The organism is Streptomyces sp. NPDC040410 (assembly GCF_055595715.1).
This window is the reverse complement of the sequence record NZ_JBVIVK010000017.1, coordinates 1-19,165: the sequence shown is the minus strand read 5'-3', so window position 1 is coordinate 19,165 and position 19,165 is coordinate 1. Positions and strand designations below refer to the sequence as shown.

Annotated in this window: 5 protein-coding genes; all 5 read left to right on the top strand. The window is 71.9% G+C overall.

Annotated elements, in window-relative coordinates:
• Positions 1 to 152: 152 nt before the first annotated feature.
• Positions 153 to 1,466 carry a peptidoglycan-binding protein gene (locus ACZ562_RS28675; RefSeq protein WP_471184843.1) on the top strand — a complete coding sequence of 438 codons (1,314 nt, stop codon included), beginning with the start codon at positions 153 to 155 and terminating at the stop codon, positions 1,464 to 1,466.
• Positions 1,463 to 2,230, top strand: coding sequence for an ABC transporter ATP-binding protein (locus ACZ562_RS28670; RefSeq protein ID WP_471184841.1), 768 nt, complete (start codon positions 1,463 to 1,465; stop codon positions 2,228 to 2,230). Before ACZ562_RS28675 ends, ACZ562_RS28670 begins: the two co-directional genes overlap by 4 nt.
• Complete coding sequence (locus ACZ562_RS28665) at positions 2,227 to 3,420, top strand: ABC transporter permease (protein WP_471184838.1); 1,194 nt, start codon at positions 2,227 to 2,229, stop codon at positions 3,418 to 3,420. Before ACZ562_RS28670 ends, ACZ562_RS28665 begins: the two co-directional genes overlap by 4 nt.
• Positions 3,421 to 3,916: 496 nt before the next feature.
• Positions 3,917 to 4,399, top strand: coding sequence for a hypothetical protein (locus ACZ562_RS28660; RefSeq protein WP_471184835.1), 483 nt, complete (start codon positions 3,917 to 3,919; stop codon positions 4,397 to 4,399).
• Positions 4,400 to 4,733: 334 nt separating this feature from the next.
• The coding region (locus ACZ562_RS28655; RefSeq protein WP_471184833.1) for an amino acid adenylation domain-containing protein at positions 4,734 to 19,165 on the top strand (14,432 nt) is incomplete at its 3' end.

The following is a 19,165-nucleotide window of genomic DNA, read 5'->3' as shown; positions in this document are numbered from 1 at the left end:
GGGGTGAAGGGACACGGTAACCGCAGGGAAACCTGTGACGGTCCACGCTGAAGGCATGCAGATTTTGTCAACTCCCACGGCTCCGGCGACCGGCGGCCTTATTTCCGGTCCGGCCCGCTGTGATGCCGGGGGAAACACACGGAGGCTTAGCCATGATCGAGTCTGAGGCCACGCCCCCGGTGCGGCAGCGGGACGCGGAATCCGGGCAGGAGCCGGAGCAGCGGCCCGGGGAGGAGCCCGAGGCCGGGCGGGCGTTGGCCAGGCGCGAGGAGCGCGAGGTGGCCGATGTCGTACGGGACCTGGAGAAGCGCGAGGAGCGCGAGGTGTCCGATGCCGTTCGGGATCTGGAGAAGCGCGAGGACCCCGAGGACGACGAGCCGCCGCCCAGGCGCCGGCGCAGCCGGTGGTGGGCATGGGTCGGCGGCGCCGCCGTACTGGTCATCGGTGCGACGGGCGCCGTGTACGTGGCTCGGGACGACAAAAGCAGCGGCTCGACGGACACCTCGACGCTGCCCACCGCCAAGGTCGTCACCACCGACATGGTCAACACCACGCAGGTGGACGGTGAGCTGGGCTACTCCGGCAGCCGCTCGGTGCTCGCCGAGAGCACCGGGCGCATCACCGCGCTGCCCCGCACCGGCCATGTGATCCAGCGCGGTGACCGGGTGTACGGCGTCGACGGCCACGATGTGCCGCTGTTCTACGGGGCGACCCCGTTCTGGCGGAACCTCGAGTACGGCATGTCCGACGGCGAGGACGTGGAGGAGCTGGAGCGCAACCTCACCGAGCTGGGCTACGGCGGCTCCTTCACCCTGAACGAGGAGTTCACCGCCGCGACCGCCAGAGCCGTCAAGGAGTGGCAGGAGGACCTCGGCGTCTCCGAGACCGGCATCGTCAAGCCCGGCGATGTGGTGATGCAGTCCAACGAGATCCGGGTGACCAAGGTCGAGGCCACGCTCGGCAGCCGGGCGTCCGGCCCGGTCCTCACCGTCAGCGGCACCGCCCGGCGGATCACCGTCGATCTGCCCGTCACCGACGAGGGTCTCGCCAAGAAGGGCGCGAAGGTCGAGGTGACACTGCCCGGCGGTGAGAAGACCACCGGAACCGTCGGCTCGATCGGCACCGTGGCCACCGCCGGCGACACCAACTCCGAGTCGCAGACCGGCGAGGGCACCGAGAACGCCACTGTCCCCGTCTACATCACGCTCGACAAGAAGGACGGCGCGGGCAGCCTCGACGGCGCACCGGCGACCGTCGGGTTCACCAGTAAGGAGCACAAGGACGTGCTGGCGGTACCGATCAACGCACTGCTGGCCTCGTCCGAGGGGAAGTACGAGGTGAAGGTCGTCGACGACGACGGCACGGTGCGTTCGGTGCCGGTCAAGCTGGGCATCTTCGAGGGCGACAAGGTCGAGGTGAAGGGCAACCTGAAGGCCGGCATGAAGGTGCAGGTGCCCAAGTCATGACCGATCGCGCCAGCACCGCCGGGGCGGCGACCGTCGAGCAGTCCCGCGACGCGCGGAACCACCCGTGGGGCCTCGGTCCGGCCGAGAGCCCCGTCATCGAGGTGGACAACGTCAGCAAGGAGTACACCGGCGGTGTGAAGGCCCTGCGCGGGGCCTCGCTCACCGTCCGCGCGGGCGAACTCGTCGCGATCCTCGGCCCGTCCGGATCCGGCAAGTCGACCCTGCTGCACATGATGGGGACCCTTGACAGGCCGACCACCGGCCGGGTCCTCATCGAAGGGCACGACGCGGCGAAACTGCCCGACCGGACGCTCGCCACGGTCCGCTCCCACTGGATCGGATTCGTCTTCCAGCAGTTCTTCCTCACCCCGCACCTGTCCGCGATGGACAACGTCGCCACCGGGCTCCTCTACCACGGCATCGCCCCGCGCGAGCGCCGCAGACGAGCACGTGCGGCGCTGCGGCGGGTCGGCCTCGGGCACCGCCTCGACCACCGTCCGCACCAGCTCTCCGGCGGTGAGAAGCAGCGCGTCGCCATTGCCCGCGCTGTGGTCGGCAACCCGCCGCTGCTGCTCGCCGACGAGCCCACCGGCAACCTCGACACCGCCTCCGGCGCCGGGGTGCTGAAACTGCTCCGCGAACTCAACCGCGACGGCACCGCCATCGTGGTGATCACCCATGACCTCGATGTCGCGGCGTCACTGCCGCGCCGCCTGGAGATCCGCGATGGCCGGATCCAGGCCGATACGGGAGTACCGGCATGAAAGCCCTACCGGAACCGGCCCGGCTGCGGGCCGGCGACCTGGCCGCCGTCGGCCTCGACGGTCTGCGCGGCCGGCCGCTGCGCGCGGTGCTGTCGGCACTCGGCATCGCCATCGGCGTCGCCGCCATGATCGGTCTCGTGGGCATCAGCACGGTGAGCCGGGCCGCGCTGATGGCCGAGATCGAGGCGCTCGGCACCAACCTGCTGACCGTCGAACCCGGCACGACCCTCACCGGCAAGCAGTCGAAGCTGCCCGCCGGCGCCGAGGGCATGGTCTCCCGCGTCCCCGGCGTGACAGGGGTCTCCGCCACCGGAATGGTCGAGGACGCCACCGCCCGCCGTACCGACAAGATCGACTCGGACACGACCAGCGGTGTCGCGGTGCAGGCCACCCGCACCAATCTGCTGGGCACGCTCAACGGCACGGTGGCCTCCGGCGCCTTCCTCAACGCCGCCACCAGCCAGTACCCGGCGGTGGTCCTCGGCTCCACCGCCTCCGAACGGCTCGGGATCGACCGGGCCGGCGGACATGTCTACATCGACGGGCAGTGGTTCCTGGTCGTCGGCGTCCTCGACGATGTCGCGCTCGCCCCCGAGATCGACCGCTCCGCCCTGATCGGCTGGGACTACGCCACCCGGATGGGCTTCGACGGCCGGGTCACCACGCTCTACGAGCGGTCCACCGAGAGTTCGGTGGAGGCGGTGCGCGCGGTGCTCTCGTACACCGTCAATCCCCAGCACCCGGACGAGGTGATGGTCTCCCGGCCCTCGGACGCGCTGACCGCGCAGGCCGCCGCGGAGCGCACCTTCAACTCGCTGTTCTTCGGTCTGGGCGCCATCGCGCTGCTCGCCGGAGGCGTCGGCATCGCCAACATCATGGTGATCTCGGTGCTGGAGCGACGCCAGGAGATCGGGCTGCGCCGGTCGCTGGGCGCGACCCGTGGGCAGATCAGGCTCCAGTTCCTCACCGAGTCGGTGACCCTGTCAGCGCTCGGCGGGATCGCCGGGGTCGGGATCGGGCTGGCCACGTGTCTCGGCTACGCCTTCTACCGGGACTGGCCACTGGTCCTGCCCGGGACGGCCATCGTGGGCGGCGCGCTGGCGGCGTTCGCCATCGGAGCACTCGCGGGGGTGTATCCGGCCCGCCGGGCCGCGAAGCTCACCCCCACCGAGGCTCTGGCCACCAGCTGACCGGTCTTCCCCCCCGACCGGTCACCCAGGGGTGCCCTCACGTCCGGCCGAGCGGACGCGGGGGCACCCCGCTTGTGTGGGCCCGCGCGGCGACCGGGCGTGGGGCGGGTGACGGAGGCCGGCGGCGGCCGTGGTGTACCCGAGCCCGGACGCCGGCGCGGCCACCGGACAGCCCGCGCCCGAGGCCGTGTACGGGCGCGAGCGGCTTCGGCGTACCGACGCGGCCGGCATCGGCCTGCCAGCGCACCGACGGGGCCGTACCTGCGCCCCTGCGCGGGCCCGCGTCCGTGTACCTGCGGACCGCGTAGCCCGCGTCCGTGTACCTGCGCCCCTGCGCGGGCCGCATCCGCGTACCTGCGCAGCCGCGTACCGCCCCCCAGCCCCCGTCCGCCCACCCGCGTGAGCGGACCCCCTCTCCGAGTACCAGCGCGTGTAAGAGGCCGGTTAACGCCCGCGGTCACCGAGGGGAAACCTCGCGGCAGCCACTCTGGTGGACATGAAGACACACGCTTTCGCCTCGCTGGCTCTCGTGGCCGCCGCCATCTTCGGGATGACCGCGTGCGGCGGCGACGACACGCCCAACGCGGCCTCTCCCACGTCGCCGGAGGACGTGGGACGCCAGCAGAAGTTCATCAAGTGTCTGCGGGAGCACGGCATGGACGTGCCCGATGCCCCGGAGGAGCAAGAAGGGGGGAAGCCGCAGTTCGAGGCCGCCCAGGGATCGGCCGCGGTGATCGACGCGGCGCAGGCCGCCTGCGCCCGGTTCGCCCCGCCGCAGGGCGCCGAGGAGGTCGACGAGGAGGCTTACGACACCGCGGTGAAGAAGGCGGAGTGCCTGCGCCAGGAGGGCATCAGCGCCAAGGACCCGGAGCCGGGCACCACCCGCATCACCCTGAAGGAGGGCGCCGACACCCAGGAGGACCTGGTCGCCGCCTACTCCACCTGCAACGCGAAGTACCCCAGCAACCAAGGGGGCTGACGGCGACGCGGGGCCCTCTCGGGACCCTGCCCATGACGGCTCCCGGCCGCCGCCCTCCCGGATCCCTCCGGTGAGGCGGCGGCCGGCCCCGTTCGCGCCCCTGTGTCGCGCCCCGGTCCGTTCAACCGCCGCATTCGCCCAGTTGAACAGGCTGCCTCTGCAATGCCTCCCTTCTCCGCCGCAACTGCGGTCACCACCCCTGTTCAGCCTTGTTCGCCGCCCGGAGATGCGTTGAAATGACCGGGCCGACTGGGCCGGGGGAGCGCGGAAATGCGCACATTGGTGCCCATGCGGAGCCTTGGCGTGGAGTTCGACGCACAAAGGAGAGGCATTGATGATCCCGTTGTCGTTCGCCCAACGCCGGCTCTGGTTCCTTTCCCAGCTGGAGAATTCGGGCCTCGCCTACAACAACGTCATCACCCTGGCGTTGCACGGAGAGGTGAACACCACCGCATTGGCCGCGGCGCTACGGGACGTACTGGAACGCCATGAATCCCTGCGCACCGTATTTCCCACCGAGGCCGGCGAGCCGTATCAGCGAATTCTCGATCCGGCGGAACTCGACTGGGAATTGGCGGTACGGCCCACCGCGCCCGAAGAGGTGGCCGGAGCCGCGCTGACCGCGGCCCGCACCCCCTTCGACCTGTCCCGCGACGTACCGGTCCGTGCCGCGCTGCTCACCCAGGCGCCGGACGAGCACGTACTGCTGCTGGTGCTGCACCACATCGCCACCGACGCCTCCTCGCATCTCCCGCTGGGCCGCGACCTGTCCCAGGCGTACGCGGCCCGGCTGCGCGGCGAGGCACCCGGCTGGGAGCCGCTGCCGGTGCAGTATGCGGACTACGCGCTGTGGCAGCGGGAGCTGCTCGGCGAGGAGTCCGACCCGACCAGTCGGTTGTCCGCCCAACTGGACTACTGGCGGCAGGCGTTGGCGGGCGCCCCGCAGGAACTCACCCTGCCCGCGGACCGGCCGCGCGGGACCGCCGCGGACCGGACCGGGCATCGTGTGCCGGTGCGGGTGCCGGCGCACACCCACCGGCTCCTGGCGGATCTGGCGCGCGCCGAGGGCGTCACCCCGTTCATGGTGATGCAGGCGGCGCTGGCCGTGACGCTGTCCCGGCTCGGTGCCGGGACGGACGTCCCGATCGGGTCGGCGGTCGCGGGCCGGACCGACGAGGCGCTGGACGATCTGATCGGCTTCTTCGTCAACACGCTCGTGATGCGCACGGACCTGTCCGGCGATCCGGAGTTCCGGCAGGTGCTGGCCCGGGTGCGGGAGGCGAGCCTCGGGGCGTTCGCCCATCAGGACGTGCCGTTCGAGCGGCTGGTGGAGGACCTGACGGTCGAGCGGTCGCTGAACCGGCACCCGCTGTTCCAGGTCATGCTGACCGTGCAGAACGCGGCCCAGGCCGTACTGGACCTCCCCGGACTCACCGTCGAGGCACTGCCGTCGAATCTGCCGGTGGCCCGGTTCGACCTCGAAGCGATGATCGAGGAGCGGTACGACGAGCAGGGCCGCCCCGACGGCCTCACCGGCCATCTCATCGCCGCCGACTCCCTGTTCGACGTCCCGACGACCGAGGGGATCGCCCGGCGGTTCGAGCGGGTGCTGGAGGCGGTGGCCGTCGATCCGGACCTCCGGCTGCACGCCGTGGACGTCCTGGACGCCGGCGAGCGGCACCGGGTGCTGACGGAGTGGAACGACACGGCGACCGCCGTCGAGCCGCTGACGCTGCCCGCGCTGTTCGAGGCCCGGGTGCGCCAGACCCCGGACGCGGTCGCGGTGATCTTCGAGGGGGTGGGGCTGACCTACGGCGACCTGGACGCGCGGGCCGGGCGGGTGGCCCGGTACCTCGCCGGGCGCGGCGCCGGCGAGGGAGCGACCGTCGCCGTGGTGCTGGAACGCGGTGTGGAACTGCTGGTGGCGCTGTGGGGCGTACTGAAGGCGGGGGCCGCGTATCTGCCGGTGGACCCCGAGTATCCGGCGGAGCGGGTGGCGCTGCTGCTGGAGGACGCCGCCCCCGCGGTGGTGCTGGACGACGCGCCGACCGTGGCACAGGTGGCGGCCGACTGCGCCTACGACCCCCAGGGCGCGGATCCGCTGCCCGCGCCCCACCCGGACGGCGCGGCCTATGTGATCTACACGTCCGGGTCGACGGGACGGCCCAAGGGCGTGCTGGTGTCGCACCGGAGCATCGTCAACCGGCTGGTGTGGATGCGGGACCACTACGGGCTGGGCGCCGGGGACCGGGTGCTGCACAAGACACCGGCCGTCTTCGACGTCTCGGTGTGGGAACTGCTCGGCACCCTGGTGTGGGGTGCGACGCTGGTGGTGGCACGGCCCGGCGGACACCGGGACCCCGGCTACGTGGCCGATGTGATCCGCGCCCAGGACATCGGTGTGGCGCACTTCGTGCCCTCGATGCTGGACGCGTTCCTCCAAGCCGACGTGGGCCCCCTGCCCGGACTGCGGACCGTGGTGTGCAGCGGCGAGGCACTCTCCCTGGCCACCCAGACCCGCTTCTTCGCGGCCTTCCCCGGCGCCGGGCTGCACAACCTGTACGGGCCCACCGAGGCCGCCGTGGACGTCACCGCCTGGGCCTGCGACCCCGCCCAGGACGACGGAGCCGTCCCCATCGGCGCACCCGTCGCCAACACCCGTGTCTTCGTGCTCGACGAGCACCTGACGCCCGTGCCGCCCGGAGTGGGCGGAGAACTCTATCTGGCCGGCATCCAGCTGGCCCGCGGCTACCTGGGCCGCCCCGCGCTGACCGGTGAACGCTTCGTCGCCAACCCCTACGGCACCGGCGGCGAGCGCATGTACCGCACCGGCGACCTGGTGAAGTGGACGACCGACGGCCGGCTGACCTTCCTCGGCCGCGCCGACGACCAGGTCAAGGTCCGCGGCTTCCGCATCGAGCCCGGTGAGATCGAGGCCGTACTGCTCACCCACCCGGACATCACCGGGGCCGCGGTGATCGCCCGCGAGGACACCCCGGGCGACCAGCGGCTGGTCGCCTACCTCGTCCCCGACGGCGACACCGACCCCGACGCCCTGCGGGCCTTCACAGCCGCGCGGCTGCCGCAGTACATGGTCCCCGCCGCCTTCGTCGCCCTCGACGTCCTGCCGCTCACCGTCAACGGCAAACTCGACCGCAAGGCCCTCCCGGCGCCCGAATACACCACGGGAGCGGGACGCGCGCCCGCCACCGTCGAAGAGGAGCGCCTCTGCGCGGCCTTCGCCGAGGTCCTCGGCGTCGAGTCGGTCGCCGTCGACGACGGCTTCTTCGCGCTCGGCGGGCACTCACTGCTCGCGGTCCGCCTGATCTCCCGCATCCGTGCCGCACTCGGGGCCGAGCTGCCGCTGCGGCTGCTGTTCGAGGCACCGACGGTGGCCGGGCTCGCCGCCCGGCTGGCCACGGACGGCGCCGGACGCACCCGTACCCCGCTGCGCACGGCACAGCGCCCCGCACGCATCCCGCTGTCGTTCGCGCAGCGCCGGCTGTGGTTCCTCGCCCAGCTCGAAGGCACCGGCTCCACCTACAACATCTCCGCACCGATCCGTCTCGGCGCCGGCACGGACGCCGCGCTCCTCGCCGACGCGTTCCGCGATGTGATCGCCCGGCACGAATCGCTGCGGACGGTGTTCCCGGCCGTCGACGGGGAGCCGTACCAGCAGATCCTCGACCCGCACGACCTCGACTGGGACCTCAACGTCGTACCGGTCGAGCCCGGCGGGCTGGCCGACGCCGCGGGCCGGGCGATGCGGCACACCTTCGACCTGTCCGCCGAACTCCCGCTCCGCGCCTGGCTGTTCGACGCCGGAGCGGACGAACGGCTCCTCGTCGTGGTCCTGCACCACATCGCCTCCGACGGCTGGTCGATGGGACCGCTGAGCCGTGACCTGTCGGCCGCGTACACGGCCCGGTCGCGCGGCGAGGAACCCGCGTTCGCACCGCTGCCGGTGCAGTACACCGACTACGCCCTCTGGCAGCGCGACCTCCTCGGCGACGCCTCCGACCCCGGCAGTCTGCTGTCCGCCCAGGTCGAGTACTGGCGCCGCACCCTGGGCGGAGCGCCCGAGGAACTGGCGCTGCCCGTCGACCTGCCCAGGCCCGCCGAGCCGAGCCACCGCGGACACCGGGTCCCGTTCCACGTCCCGGCCGAGATCCACCGGCGGCTGCTGCGGCTCGCCCGCGCCGAGAACGTCACCCCGTACATGGCGCTCCATTCCGCCCTGGCGGTACTGCTGTCCCGGCTCGGCGCAGGCCCTGACATCACCATCGGCATCCCCGTCGCCGGACGCGCCGACGCGGCCCTCGAAGACCTGGTCGGATCGTTCGTCAACACCCTGGTCATCCGCACCGACCTGTCCCGCGACCCGGACTTCCGGGAGATCCTCGCGCAGGTCAAGGCGGCCAGCCTCGGCGCGCTCGCCCACCAGGACGTACCGTTCGAGCGGCTCGTGGAAGAACTCGCCGTCACCCGGACCCTCGCCCGGCACCCGCTGTTCCAGACGATGCTGACCGTGCAGAACGTCGAGCGCGCCGAACTGACCCTGCCCGGTGCCCACCCGGCCACCGGCACCACGCCCGACCTGGACGCCGCGGCGGCACCCCCCTCCCGCTACGACCTGCACTTCACCCTCGGCGAGACCTTCGACGACGAAGGACACCCGGCGGGACTCCGCGCCCAGGTGACCCTGTCCGCCGACCTGTTCCACGCGGAGACCGCCCACCGGATGGCCGACTGGTTCCTGCGCGTGCTCGACACGGTCACCGCGACCGCGGACATCCGGCTCAACGCCGTCGACGTACTCGACCCCGCCGAACGCGACCAGGTGCTCCACCAGTGGAACGACACCACCGTCCCCGGCGTCCCCCCGGCCGTCGTCCATCTGTTCCGGGACCAAGTGGCAGCCACCCCGGACGCCACCGCCCTGGTCGCCGACGGCATCGAGACGACCTACCGCGAACTCGACGCGTCCGCGGGCCGGCTCGCCCGCTCCCTGCGCGCACTGGGCGTCGGCGCCGAATCCGTCGTCGGCCTGTGCCTGCCCCGCGGCGCCGAGATGATCACGGCGATCCTCGCGGTCTGGCAGACCGGCGCCGCCTATCTGCCCATCGACCGCGACCTCCCGCCCGAGCGCGCCGCCTACATGCTCGCCGACAGCGGCGCCCGAGCCCTGCTGACGGACCGCGACTCCGGGCGCGCCGTCGCCGACCGCTCCCCCGGCGTGCCGGTCGCCTGGATCGACGAGGCCCTCACCGGCCCGGCCGAAGCCACCCCCGTGCCACCCGCCGAGGTCGACCCCGGCTGCCTGGCCTACGTGATGTACACCTCCGGTTCCACCGGCACCCCCAAGGGAGTGATGGTCACCCAAGGGGCCCTCGCCGACTATGTGGCGTCGGCGTCGCAACGCCTCGACTGGACCGGCGCGGGCGCCCGCTACGCCCTGCTCCAGCCCCAGGTGACCGACCTCGGCAACACCGTCGTCTTCATCAGCCTCGCCACCGGCGGGCAGCTCCACGTCCTGGACTCCGACGCCGTGACCGACCCGGCCGCGGTGACCGGCTATCTGCGCGAACGGCACATCGACCACGTCAAGGCCGTCCCCTCCCACCTGGCCGCCCTGTCCGCGGACACCGGAGAGGACGCCGTACTGCCCGCCCGCTCCCTGGTACTCGGCGGTGAGGCCGCACCCGTCACGTGGCTGCGCGACCTCGTCACAGCCGCGGCCGGCCGGCGCGTGTTCAACCACTACGGGCCCACCGAGACCACCATCGGCGTGGCCACCGCCGAACTGACCCCGGCGACCGTCGCCAACGGAGTCGTCCCGATCGGCAGACCCCTCGCCAACACCCGCCTGTACGTCCTCGACGACGTACTCACCGCCGTCCCGGCCGGCGTGGCCGGCGAACTCTACGTCTCCGGCACCGGACTCGCCCGCGGCTACACGGGCCGGCGCGCACTGACCGGAGAACGGTTCGTGGCCTGCCCCTACGGCTCCGCGGGCGAGCGGATGTACCGCACCGGCGACCTGGTGAAATGGACCTCCGACGGGCAGCTGGTGTTCATCGGCCGCGCCGACACCCAGGTCAAGATCCGCGGCTACCGCGTCGAACCCGGCGAGGTCGAGGCGGCCCTGCTGGAACACCCCGCCGTCTCCCGCGCCGCGGTCGTCGCCCGCACCGAAGCCGCCGGCGGCGACGCCCGGCTCATCGCCTACGTCGTCCTCACCGCGACCGAAGCCGCGGACGGTGACCTCCGCGACTTCACGGCCCAGCGGCTGCCCGCCCACATGGTGCCCGCCACCGTGGTCGTCCTCCCCGCACTCCCGCTCACCCCGAACGGCAAACTCGACCGCCAGGCACTGCCCGACCCCGACGACACCACCGCCGGCGGCGCGGGCCGCGCCCCCGCCGACGCCACCGAGACCGCGCTCTGCGAGATCTTCGCGCAGGTCCTCGGCCTGGAGACATTCGGTGTCGACGACAGCTTCTTCGACCAGGGCGGACACTCCCTGCTCGCGATCCGGCTGCTGTCCCGGATCCGGAACAGGCTCGGCGCGGAGGTCCGCATCAGAACCCTGTTCGAGGCCCCCACACCGGCCGGACTCGCCGCACGCCTCACCGGCCCCGGCCACGAGGAGACCCGGGACGAGACCCGCCTCCCGCTGCGCGCCACGACCCGCCCCGCGCTCCCGCCGCTGTCGTTCGCCCAGCAACGCCTGTGGTTCCTCGGCCAGATGGAAGGGCCCAGCCCGACCTACAACATGCCCGTCGCCCTGCGACTGACCGGCGCACTGGACACCACGGCCCTGACCGCGGCCCTGCGTGACGTCCTCGCCCGTCACGAACCCCTGCGTACGGTCTACCGCACCGTCGACGGCCACCCGTACCAGCACATCCTCGACGCGGACGCCCTCGACTGGGACCTGACGGTGTCCCAGGTGACGCCCGAGGCGCTCCCCGCGGCGGTGGAACAGGCCACCCGCCACGCGTTCGACCTGTCGGCCGAGGTACCCGTCCGCGCCTGGCTGTTCGAACTGGGCGCCGACGACCACGCCCTGGTCCTCGTCCTCCACCACATCGCCAACGACGGCTGGTCCCACGCCCCCCTCGGCCGCGACGTGTCCACGGCCTACGCGGCACGGACGCGCGGCGAGGAGCCCGCGTTCGAGCCGCTGCCGGTGCAGTACGCCGACTACGCGCTCTGGCAGCGTGAACTGCTCGGCGACGAGAACGACCCGACCAGCCCGCTGTCCTCCCAGGTGGAGTACTGGCGCCGCACCCTGGCCGGCGCCCCGGAAGAGCTGACCCTGCCCGCCGACCGCTCCCGCCCGGCCGCCCCGAGCCACACCGGACACCTGATGCCCGTACGGGTACCGGCCGGGACCCACCGGCGGATCGCGGAGCTGGCCAGGGCCGAGGGCGCCACCGCCTTCATGGTCGTCCAGGCCGCTCTGGCCGTGACCCTCTCCCGCCTCGGCGCGGGACAGGACATCCCGGTCGGCACGGCGGTGGCCGGCCGCACCGACGAGGCCCTCGACGACCTGGTCGGCTTCTTCGTCAACACCCTCGTCATCCGCACCGATCTGTCCGGAGACCCCGTGTTCCGGCAGGTGCTGGCCCGGGTGCGGGAGGCGAGCCTCGGCGCGTTCGCCCACCAGGACGTACCGTTCGAACGCCTCGTCGAGGCCCTCGCACCCGAACGCTCCCTGGTCAGGCACCCGTTGTTCCAGGTGATGCTGACCCTGCGGAACCAGGAACCGGGCATCCTCGAACTGCCCGGCATCCAGGCCGAACCGCTCGACGGCTCCGCCAACGCCGCCCGCTTCGACCTGGACATCCACCTCCGGGAGACCTACGACGCCGACGGCCACCCGGCCGGCCTGCACGGCACCGTGAACGCCGCGGCCGACCTCTTCGACGCCCAGACGGCCGGACGGCTCGCCGACTGGTTCACCCGGGTACTCGACACCGTCACCGCCACCCCCGACACGCCCCTGTCCGGCGTGGACGTCCTCGACGCCGACGAACGGCACCGCGTCCTGCACACCTGGAACGACACCGCGACCGACAGCCCGGCCCCCACCGTGATCGAACGGTTCGAGCAGCAGGCAGCCGCCCACCCCCACACCACGGCCCTGACCGCGCACGGCACCGAGATCTCCTACGGCGAACTGGACACGACGGCCAACCGCCTCGCCCACCATCTGCGGGCACTGGGCGTGGGCCCGGAGTCCGTGGTGGCGCTGTCCCTGCCGCGCGGCACACAGATGGTGACCGCGACCCTCGCGGTCTGGAAGGCCGGCGCGGCCTATCTCCCTGTCGACCCCGAACTGCCCCTGGACCGCACGGCGTTCCTGCTGAACGACAGCGGCACCCGCCTGGTCCTCGGCACCCGGCAGACCCCGGCCGGCCTGCCCGTGCCGACCGTCGCCCTGGACGCCCCGGAGACCGCCGCACTCCTGGACCACCACCCCGCCACCCCGCCCGGAGCCGCGACGGACCCGGCCGGCCTCGCGTACGTCGTCTACACCTCCGGATCGACCGGCCTGCCCAAGGGCGTCGGAGTCACCCAGGGATCACTGGCCAACTATGTGACATCCGTGTCGACCCGGCTCGGCTGGACGGACCCGGAAGCCCGCTACGCGCTGCTCCAGGCCCAGGTCACGGACCTCGGCAACACCGTGGTCTTCGCCGGCCTCGCCACCGGCGGCCAGGTCCACGTACTGGACGCGGACACGGTGACCGACCCGGCGGCGCTCGCCGACGCCCTCGCCGGACGGTCGATCGACGCCTACAAGGTGGTCCCGTCGCACCTGGCCGCCCTCACGGCGGCCGTCGGATACGAACCGCTGCTGCCCGCGGGCTCAGTGGTGCTGGGCGGCGAGGCCGCCGCCGCGGGCTGGGTACGCGAACTGATCTCCGCCGCCGAGGCCGCGGGCCGCCGCGTCTTCAACCACTACGGCCCCACCGAGACGACCGTCGGCGTCGCGACCACCGAACTGACGGCCACCTCGGTCACCGACGGTGCCGTCCCCATCGGCACCCCCCTCGCCAACACCCGTATGTACGCCCTGGACCAGACGCTCCAGCCGGTCCCCGTCGGCGTCACGGGCGAGCTGTACGTCGCGGGCGCCGGAGTGGCACGCGGATATGTCGGACGCCCCGGACTGACCGGCGAGCGGTTCGTGGCCAGCCCCTTCGACACCGGTCAGCGCATGTACCGCACCGGCGACCTGGTCAAGTGGACCACCGACGGCCAACTGGTCTTCCACGGCCGGGCGGACGACCAGGTCAAGGTACGCGGCTTCCGCATCGAACCCGGCGAGATCGAGACCGCGCTCCTCACCCACCCCGACCTCGCCCAGGCCGCGATCGTCGTACGCGAGGACACCCCCGGAGACAAACGCCTCGTCGCCTATGTGGTGCCCGCCACCGACACCACGGACCTCGACACGGACGCCCTCCGCCACCACCTGCGCGGCCACCTCCCCGACCACATGATCCCGGCCGCCGTCGCCGTCCTGCCCGAACTGCCGCTGACCGCGAACGGCAAGCTGGACCGCAAGGCCCTCCCCGCCCCGGAGTACGCCGCGGGAGAGGGACGCGGCCCCGCCACCGTGCAGGAGGAGATCCTCTGCGCCGCCTTCGCCGACATACTGGGCCTGGACTCCGTCGGCGTGGAGGACGACTTCTTCCGCCTCGGCGGGCACTCCCTGCTCGCGGTGTCCCTGGTCGAGCGGCTGCGCGGCCGAGGTGTCTCGGTGTCGGTACGGGCCCTGTTCGAGTCGCCCACGCCCGCCGGGCTCGCCCGTGCGGCGGCCGTCGGCTCGGTGGAGGTCCCGGAGAACCTGATCCCGGCCGACGCGCAGCACATCACGCCCGACATGCTCCCCCTCGTCGAACTGTCGCAGGCCGACATCGACCGGGTTGTCGCGAGCGTCGAAGGCGGCGCCGCCAACATCGCCGACGTGTACCCCCTCGCGCCGCTCCAGGAAGGCATGCTCTTCCACCACCTCGTGGCCGGCTCCGGAACGGACGTGTACCTCACGGTCCGGGTCGTGGAGTTCGCGTCCCGTGCCCGGCTGGACGAGTTCGCCCAGGCACTGCGGCGAGTGGTCGACCGGCACGACATCTACCGCACCGCCGTCGTGTGGGAGGGCCTGCCGCAGCCCGTCCAGGTCGTGTGGCGACACGTCGAACTGTCAGTCGTCGAACACATCCTCGATGTGGACTCCGACGAGCCCGCACGATGGGTCGACGCCCTGGTGGACGCCGGCGGATCCGCGATGAACCTCGGGCGTGCCCCCCTCATGGATCTGCATGTGGCGGAGGTCGGCGAAGGCCGCTGCCTGGGGCTGCTGCGGATGCACCACCTGCTCCAGGACCACCTCGGCACCCACCTGCTGCTGCGCGAACTGCGCGCGGTACTCGACGGCCAGGCCGAACAACTGGCTCCGGCACTGCCGTTCCGCAACTTCGTGGCCCAGACCCGAGGAGTCTCCCGCCCGGAACAGGAACGCTTCTTCGCCGCGCTGCTGGGCGATGTGACCGAACCGACCGCGCCCTTCGACGTGCTCGACGTACGCGGCGACGGCAGCGGTGTGGTGCGGAAAGTCGTCCCCCTCCCGCCCGAGGTGGCGGTACGCCTACGGGAATCGGCGCGCGAGCTGGGAGTCGGCGCGGCGACCGTCCTGCACGTGGTGTGGGCCCGCGTACTGGCCGTCCTCTCCGGCCGCGACGACGTGGTGTTCGGCACCCTGCTGTTCGGCCGGATGAACGCCGGCGTAGGCGCCGACCGGGCACTCGGCCCGTTCATCAACACCCTGCCGGTCCGCGTACGAACCGGCGGAATCGGCGTACGGGCCGCAGTGCAGGCCATGCGGGAGCAACTCGCCGCACTGCTGGAACACGAGCACGCACCCCTGGCCCTCGCGCAGCAGGCCAGCGGCATCACGGGCAACACCCCCCTCTTCACCTCCCTCTTCAACTACCGCTACGCGGACCGCGGCCTGGGTGGCGGCGAGACGGCCGAACAGCAATCCGTCGACGGCGTCCGCAGCGTCCTCGTCCGCCAGCGGACCAACTACCCCCTGTCCGTCGCGGTCAACGACCTCGGACCGGACAGCTTCAGCTTCACCGTCGAGGCCGTGGCGCCGATCGACGCGAACGAGGTCGGACGACTGCTGGCGACGACCACGGAAAACGTCCTGGAAGCCCTCAACACCGGCCCGGACGCCGCACTCGACCGCGTCCCCGTACTGGACCCGCGCGAACGGAACCGCCTGCTGCTGGAGTGGAACGACACGGCGGCGGAGGTGCCGGGCGCCTCGGTGGTGGAGCTGTTCGAACGGTGGGCCGTCACGGCTCCGGACGCGGCTGCGGTGGTCAGCGAGGGTGTGGAGCTGTCGTACGGGGACCTGGACGCGGCGGCGAATCGGCTGGCGCACTATCTGCGGGGCAGGGGTGTCGGGCCGGAGTCCGTGGTGGGGCTGCGGTTGCCGCGCGGCCCGGAGATGATCACTGGGATTCTGGGTGTGTGGAAGGCGGGGGCTGCATATCTGCCGATCGACACTCAACTGCCCGCAGAGCGAATTGCGTTCATGCTCGCGGATGCGGGCGTGGGTGTGGTCGTCGGGCCGGAGGAGCTGGAGCAGTCGGGGGAGTCGGATGCGGCTCCCGGTGTGGCTGGGGACTTGGCGTATGTGATCTATACGTCGGGTTCGACGGGGACGCCGAAGGGTGTGGGGGTGTCGCACGCCTCGCTGGCGAATCTGGTGTCGGTGTTCGGGCCGGTGATGGGTGCTGGTCCGGGTGTGGGTGTCTTGCAGTTCGCCTCCTTCAGTTTCGATGCGTCGGTGCTGGATGTGGCGGTGGCGTTGTCGTCGGGTTCGGCGTTGTGGATCGCCAGCGATGAGCAGCGCGAGCAGCCGCGGCGGTTGGCGGAGCTGGAGGGTGTCCGTTCCGCGAGCGTCGTGCCGTCGCTGCTGGGGGTGCTGGAGCCGGCCGATCTGGCGCATGTGGGTCCGATGGTGGTCGGCTCAGAGGCGATCAGTGAGGCGGTGGCGCGGGACTGGTCGGTGGGGCGGCGGTTGGTACATGCGTATGGGCCGACCGAGAGCACGGTCATCGCGGCCATCGGGGAGGTCGATGGTGAGCGTGCGGGCCCGGTGCCGTTCGGGCGGCCGATCGCCAACACGCGTGTGTATGTGCTGGACGACGCTCTTGAGCCGGTGCCGGTGGGCGTGACGGGTGAGCTGTATGTGGCCGGTGCCGGGCTGGCGCGCGGATACGTCAATCGTCCGGGGCTGACAGGCGAGCGGTTCGTGGCGTCCCCGTTCGATGCCAGCCGGCGGATGTACCGGACCGGCGACCTCGCGCGGTGGACGTCGGACGGGCAGTTGATGTTCGCCGGGCGGGCGGACCAGCAGGTCAAGATGCGTGGCTTCCGGATCGAGCCGGGTGAGATCGAGGCCGTACTGCTCACGCATGCCGATGTCACCCAGGTCGCGGTGGTGGCTCGCGAAGATGTTCTGGTGGCCTATGTCGTGCCGTCGGGGCAGGACGTGGACGGGTTGCGGGACCTGGTGGCGTCGCGGTTGCCGGAGTACATGGTGCCGGCGGCGTTCGTGAGTCTGGATGAGCTGCCGCTGACGGTGAACGGGAAGCTGGACCGGCGGGCGCTTCCGGAGCCGGCGTACGCCACGGGTGCGGGTCGGGCTCCGGTCACCGTGCAGGAGGAGATCGTCTGCGCGGTGTTCGCGGAGGTGCTGGGCGTGGAGTCGGTCGGGGTGGAGGACGACTTCTTCCGGCTCGGTGGGCATTCGCTGCTGGCGGTGTCGTTGGTGGAGCGGCTGCGTGCCCGTGGTGTGCCGGTGTCGGTGCGGGCGTTGTTCGAGTCACCGACTCCGGCTGGGCTGGCGCGCGCGGTTGGGGCTGGCCCGGTGGAGGTGCCGGAGAACCTGATCCCGGCGGACGCGCAGCACATCACGCCCGAGATGCTGCCGCTGGTGGAGCTGGAGCAGGCCGAGATCGACCGGGTGGTGGCCTCGGTCGAGGGCGGCGCGGCGAACGTGGCGGACGTCTATCCGCTGGCGCCGTTACAGGAGGGCATGCTCTTCCACCACCTCATGGCGGATGACGGCGCGGACGTCTATGTCACCGCACGGACCATGGAGTTCGACTCACGATCCCGACTGGACGAATTCATCCAGGCGCTCCAGCAGGTGGTGGACCGGCACGACATCTACCGGACCGGCGTGGTGTGGGAGGGCCTGCGGGAACCCGTCCAGGTCGTCTGGCGGCACGCCGGACTGCCGACCGTCGAGCACATCCTCGACATCGACCACCACGACTCCGCGGCCGCGTCGGACGCCCTGCTGAGCGCGGCGGGACTGGCGATGGACCTGGGCCGGGCCCCGCTGATGGACCTCCACCTCACCCCACTGCCGCAAGGCCGCTGGCTGGCCCTGGTGCGCATGCACCACATGCTCCAGGACCACCTGGGCAAGGATGTGCTGCTGCGCGAACTGCGAGCGGTGCTCACCGGCGAGACCGAGCACCTGACGCCGGCAATGCCGTTCCGGAGCTTCGTGGCGCAGACCCGGCGGGTGCCGCGTGCCGAGCACGAGCGGTTCTTCGCCGGGCTGCTGGGCGATGTCACCGAGCCGACGGCACCGTACGGGCTGCTCGATGTGCGTCGTGACGGCAGCGGTGTGACCACCGGGTCGTTCCCCCTGTCCGAGGAAGCCGTTGACCGGCTGCAAGGAGTGGCCCGGCAACTGGGTGTGAGCCCGGCGACGGTGCTCCATGTGGTGTGGGCCCGGGTGGTGGCGGCACTTTCCGGGCGGGACGACGTGGTGTTCGGGACCGTGCTGTTCGGTCGGATGAACGCGGGTGTGGGCGCGGACCGGGTGCTGGGCCCGTTCATCAACACGCTGCCGGTGCGGGTACGGACCGGCGGAGTCGGTGTGCGAGCCGCGGTGAACGGGATGCGGGACCAGCTGGCGGCCCTGCTGGAGCATGAGCACGCGCCCCTGGCGGTCGCGCAGCAGGCCAGCGGAATCGCCGGAAACACCCCCCTCTTCACCTCCCTCTTCAACTACTGGCACCACGGCAGCCGCAACGGCACGGACGGCGGCCGGCCCCAGCTCCTGGAAGGCGTCCAGACCGTCGCCGCACGGGACCGGACCAACTATCCGCTGACGGTCGCCGTCAGCGACCTCGGGTCGGACGGCGTCAGCTTCAACGTCGAAGCCGCCGCCCCGATCGACGCGACCGAGGTCGGACGGCTGCTCCAGACGACGACGGAGAACGTCCTCAGCGCCATCACCGGCACATCTGACGGCGGTCCGGACACAGCGCTCGACCGCGTACCCGTCCTTGACCCGAGTGAACGGTCCCGCCTGCTGGTCGAGTGGAACGACACCGAGGCCCCGGCGACCGAGGACTCGGTACTGGAGCTGTTCGAGCGGTGGGCTGCGTCGGCTCCGGATGCGGTGGCGGTGGTGAGTGAGGGCGTCGAGGTGTCGTACGGCGACCTGGACGCGGCGGCGAATCGGCTGGCGCACTATCTGCGGAGCCGGGGGGTTGGGCCGGAGTCGGTGGTGGGGCTGCGGTTGCCGCGCGGTGCGGGCATGGTCGTCGGGATTCTGGGTGTCTGGAAGGCCGGGGCGGCTTATGTGCCGGTGGACGCGGGGCTTCCTGCTGAGCGGGTCGAGTTCATGCTCGCGGATGCGGGTGTGGGGGTGGTCGT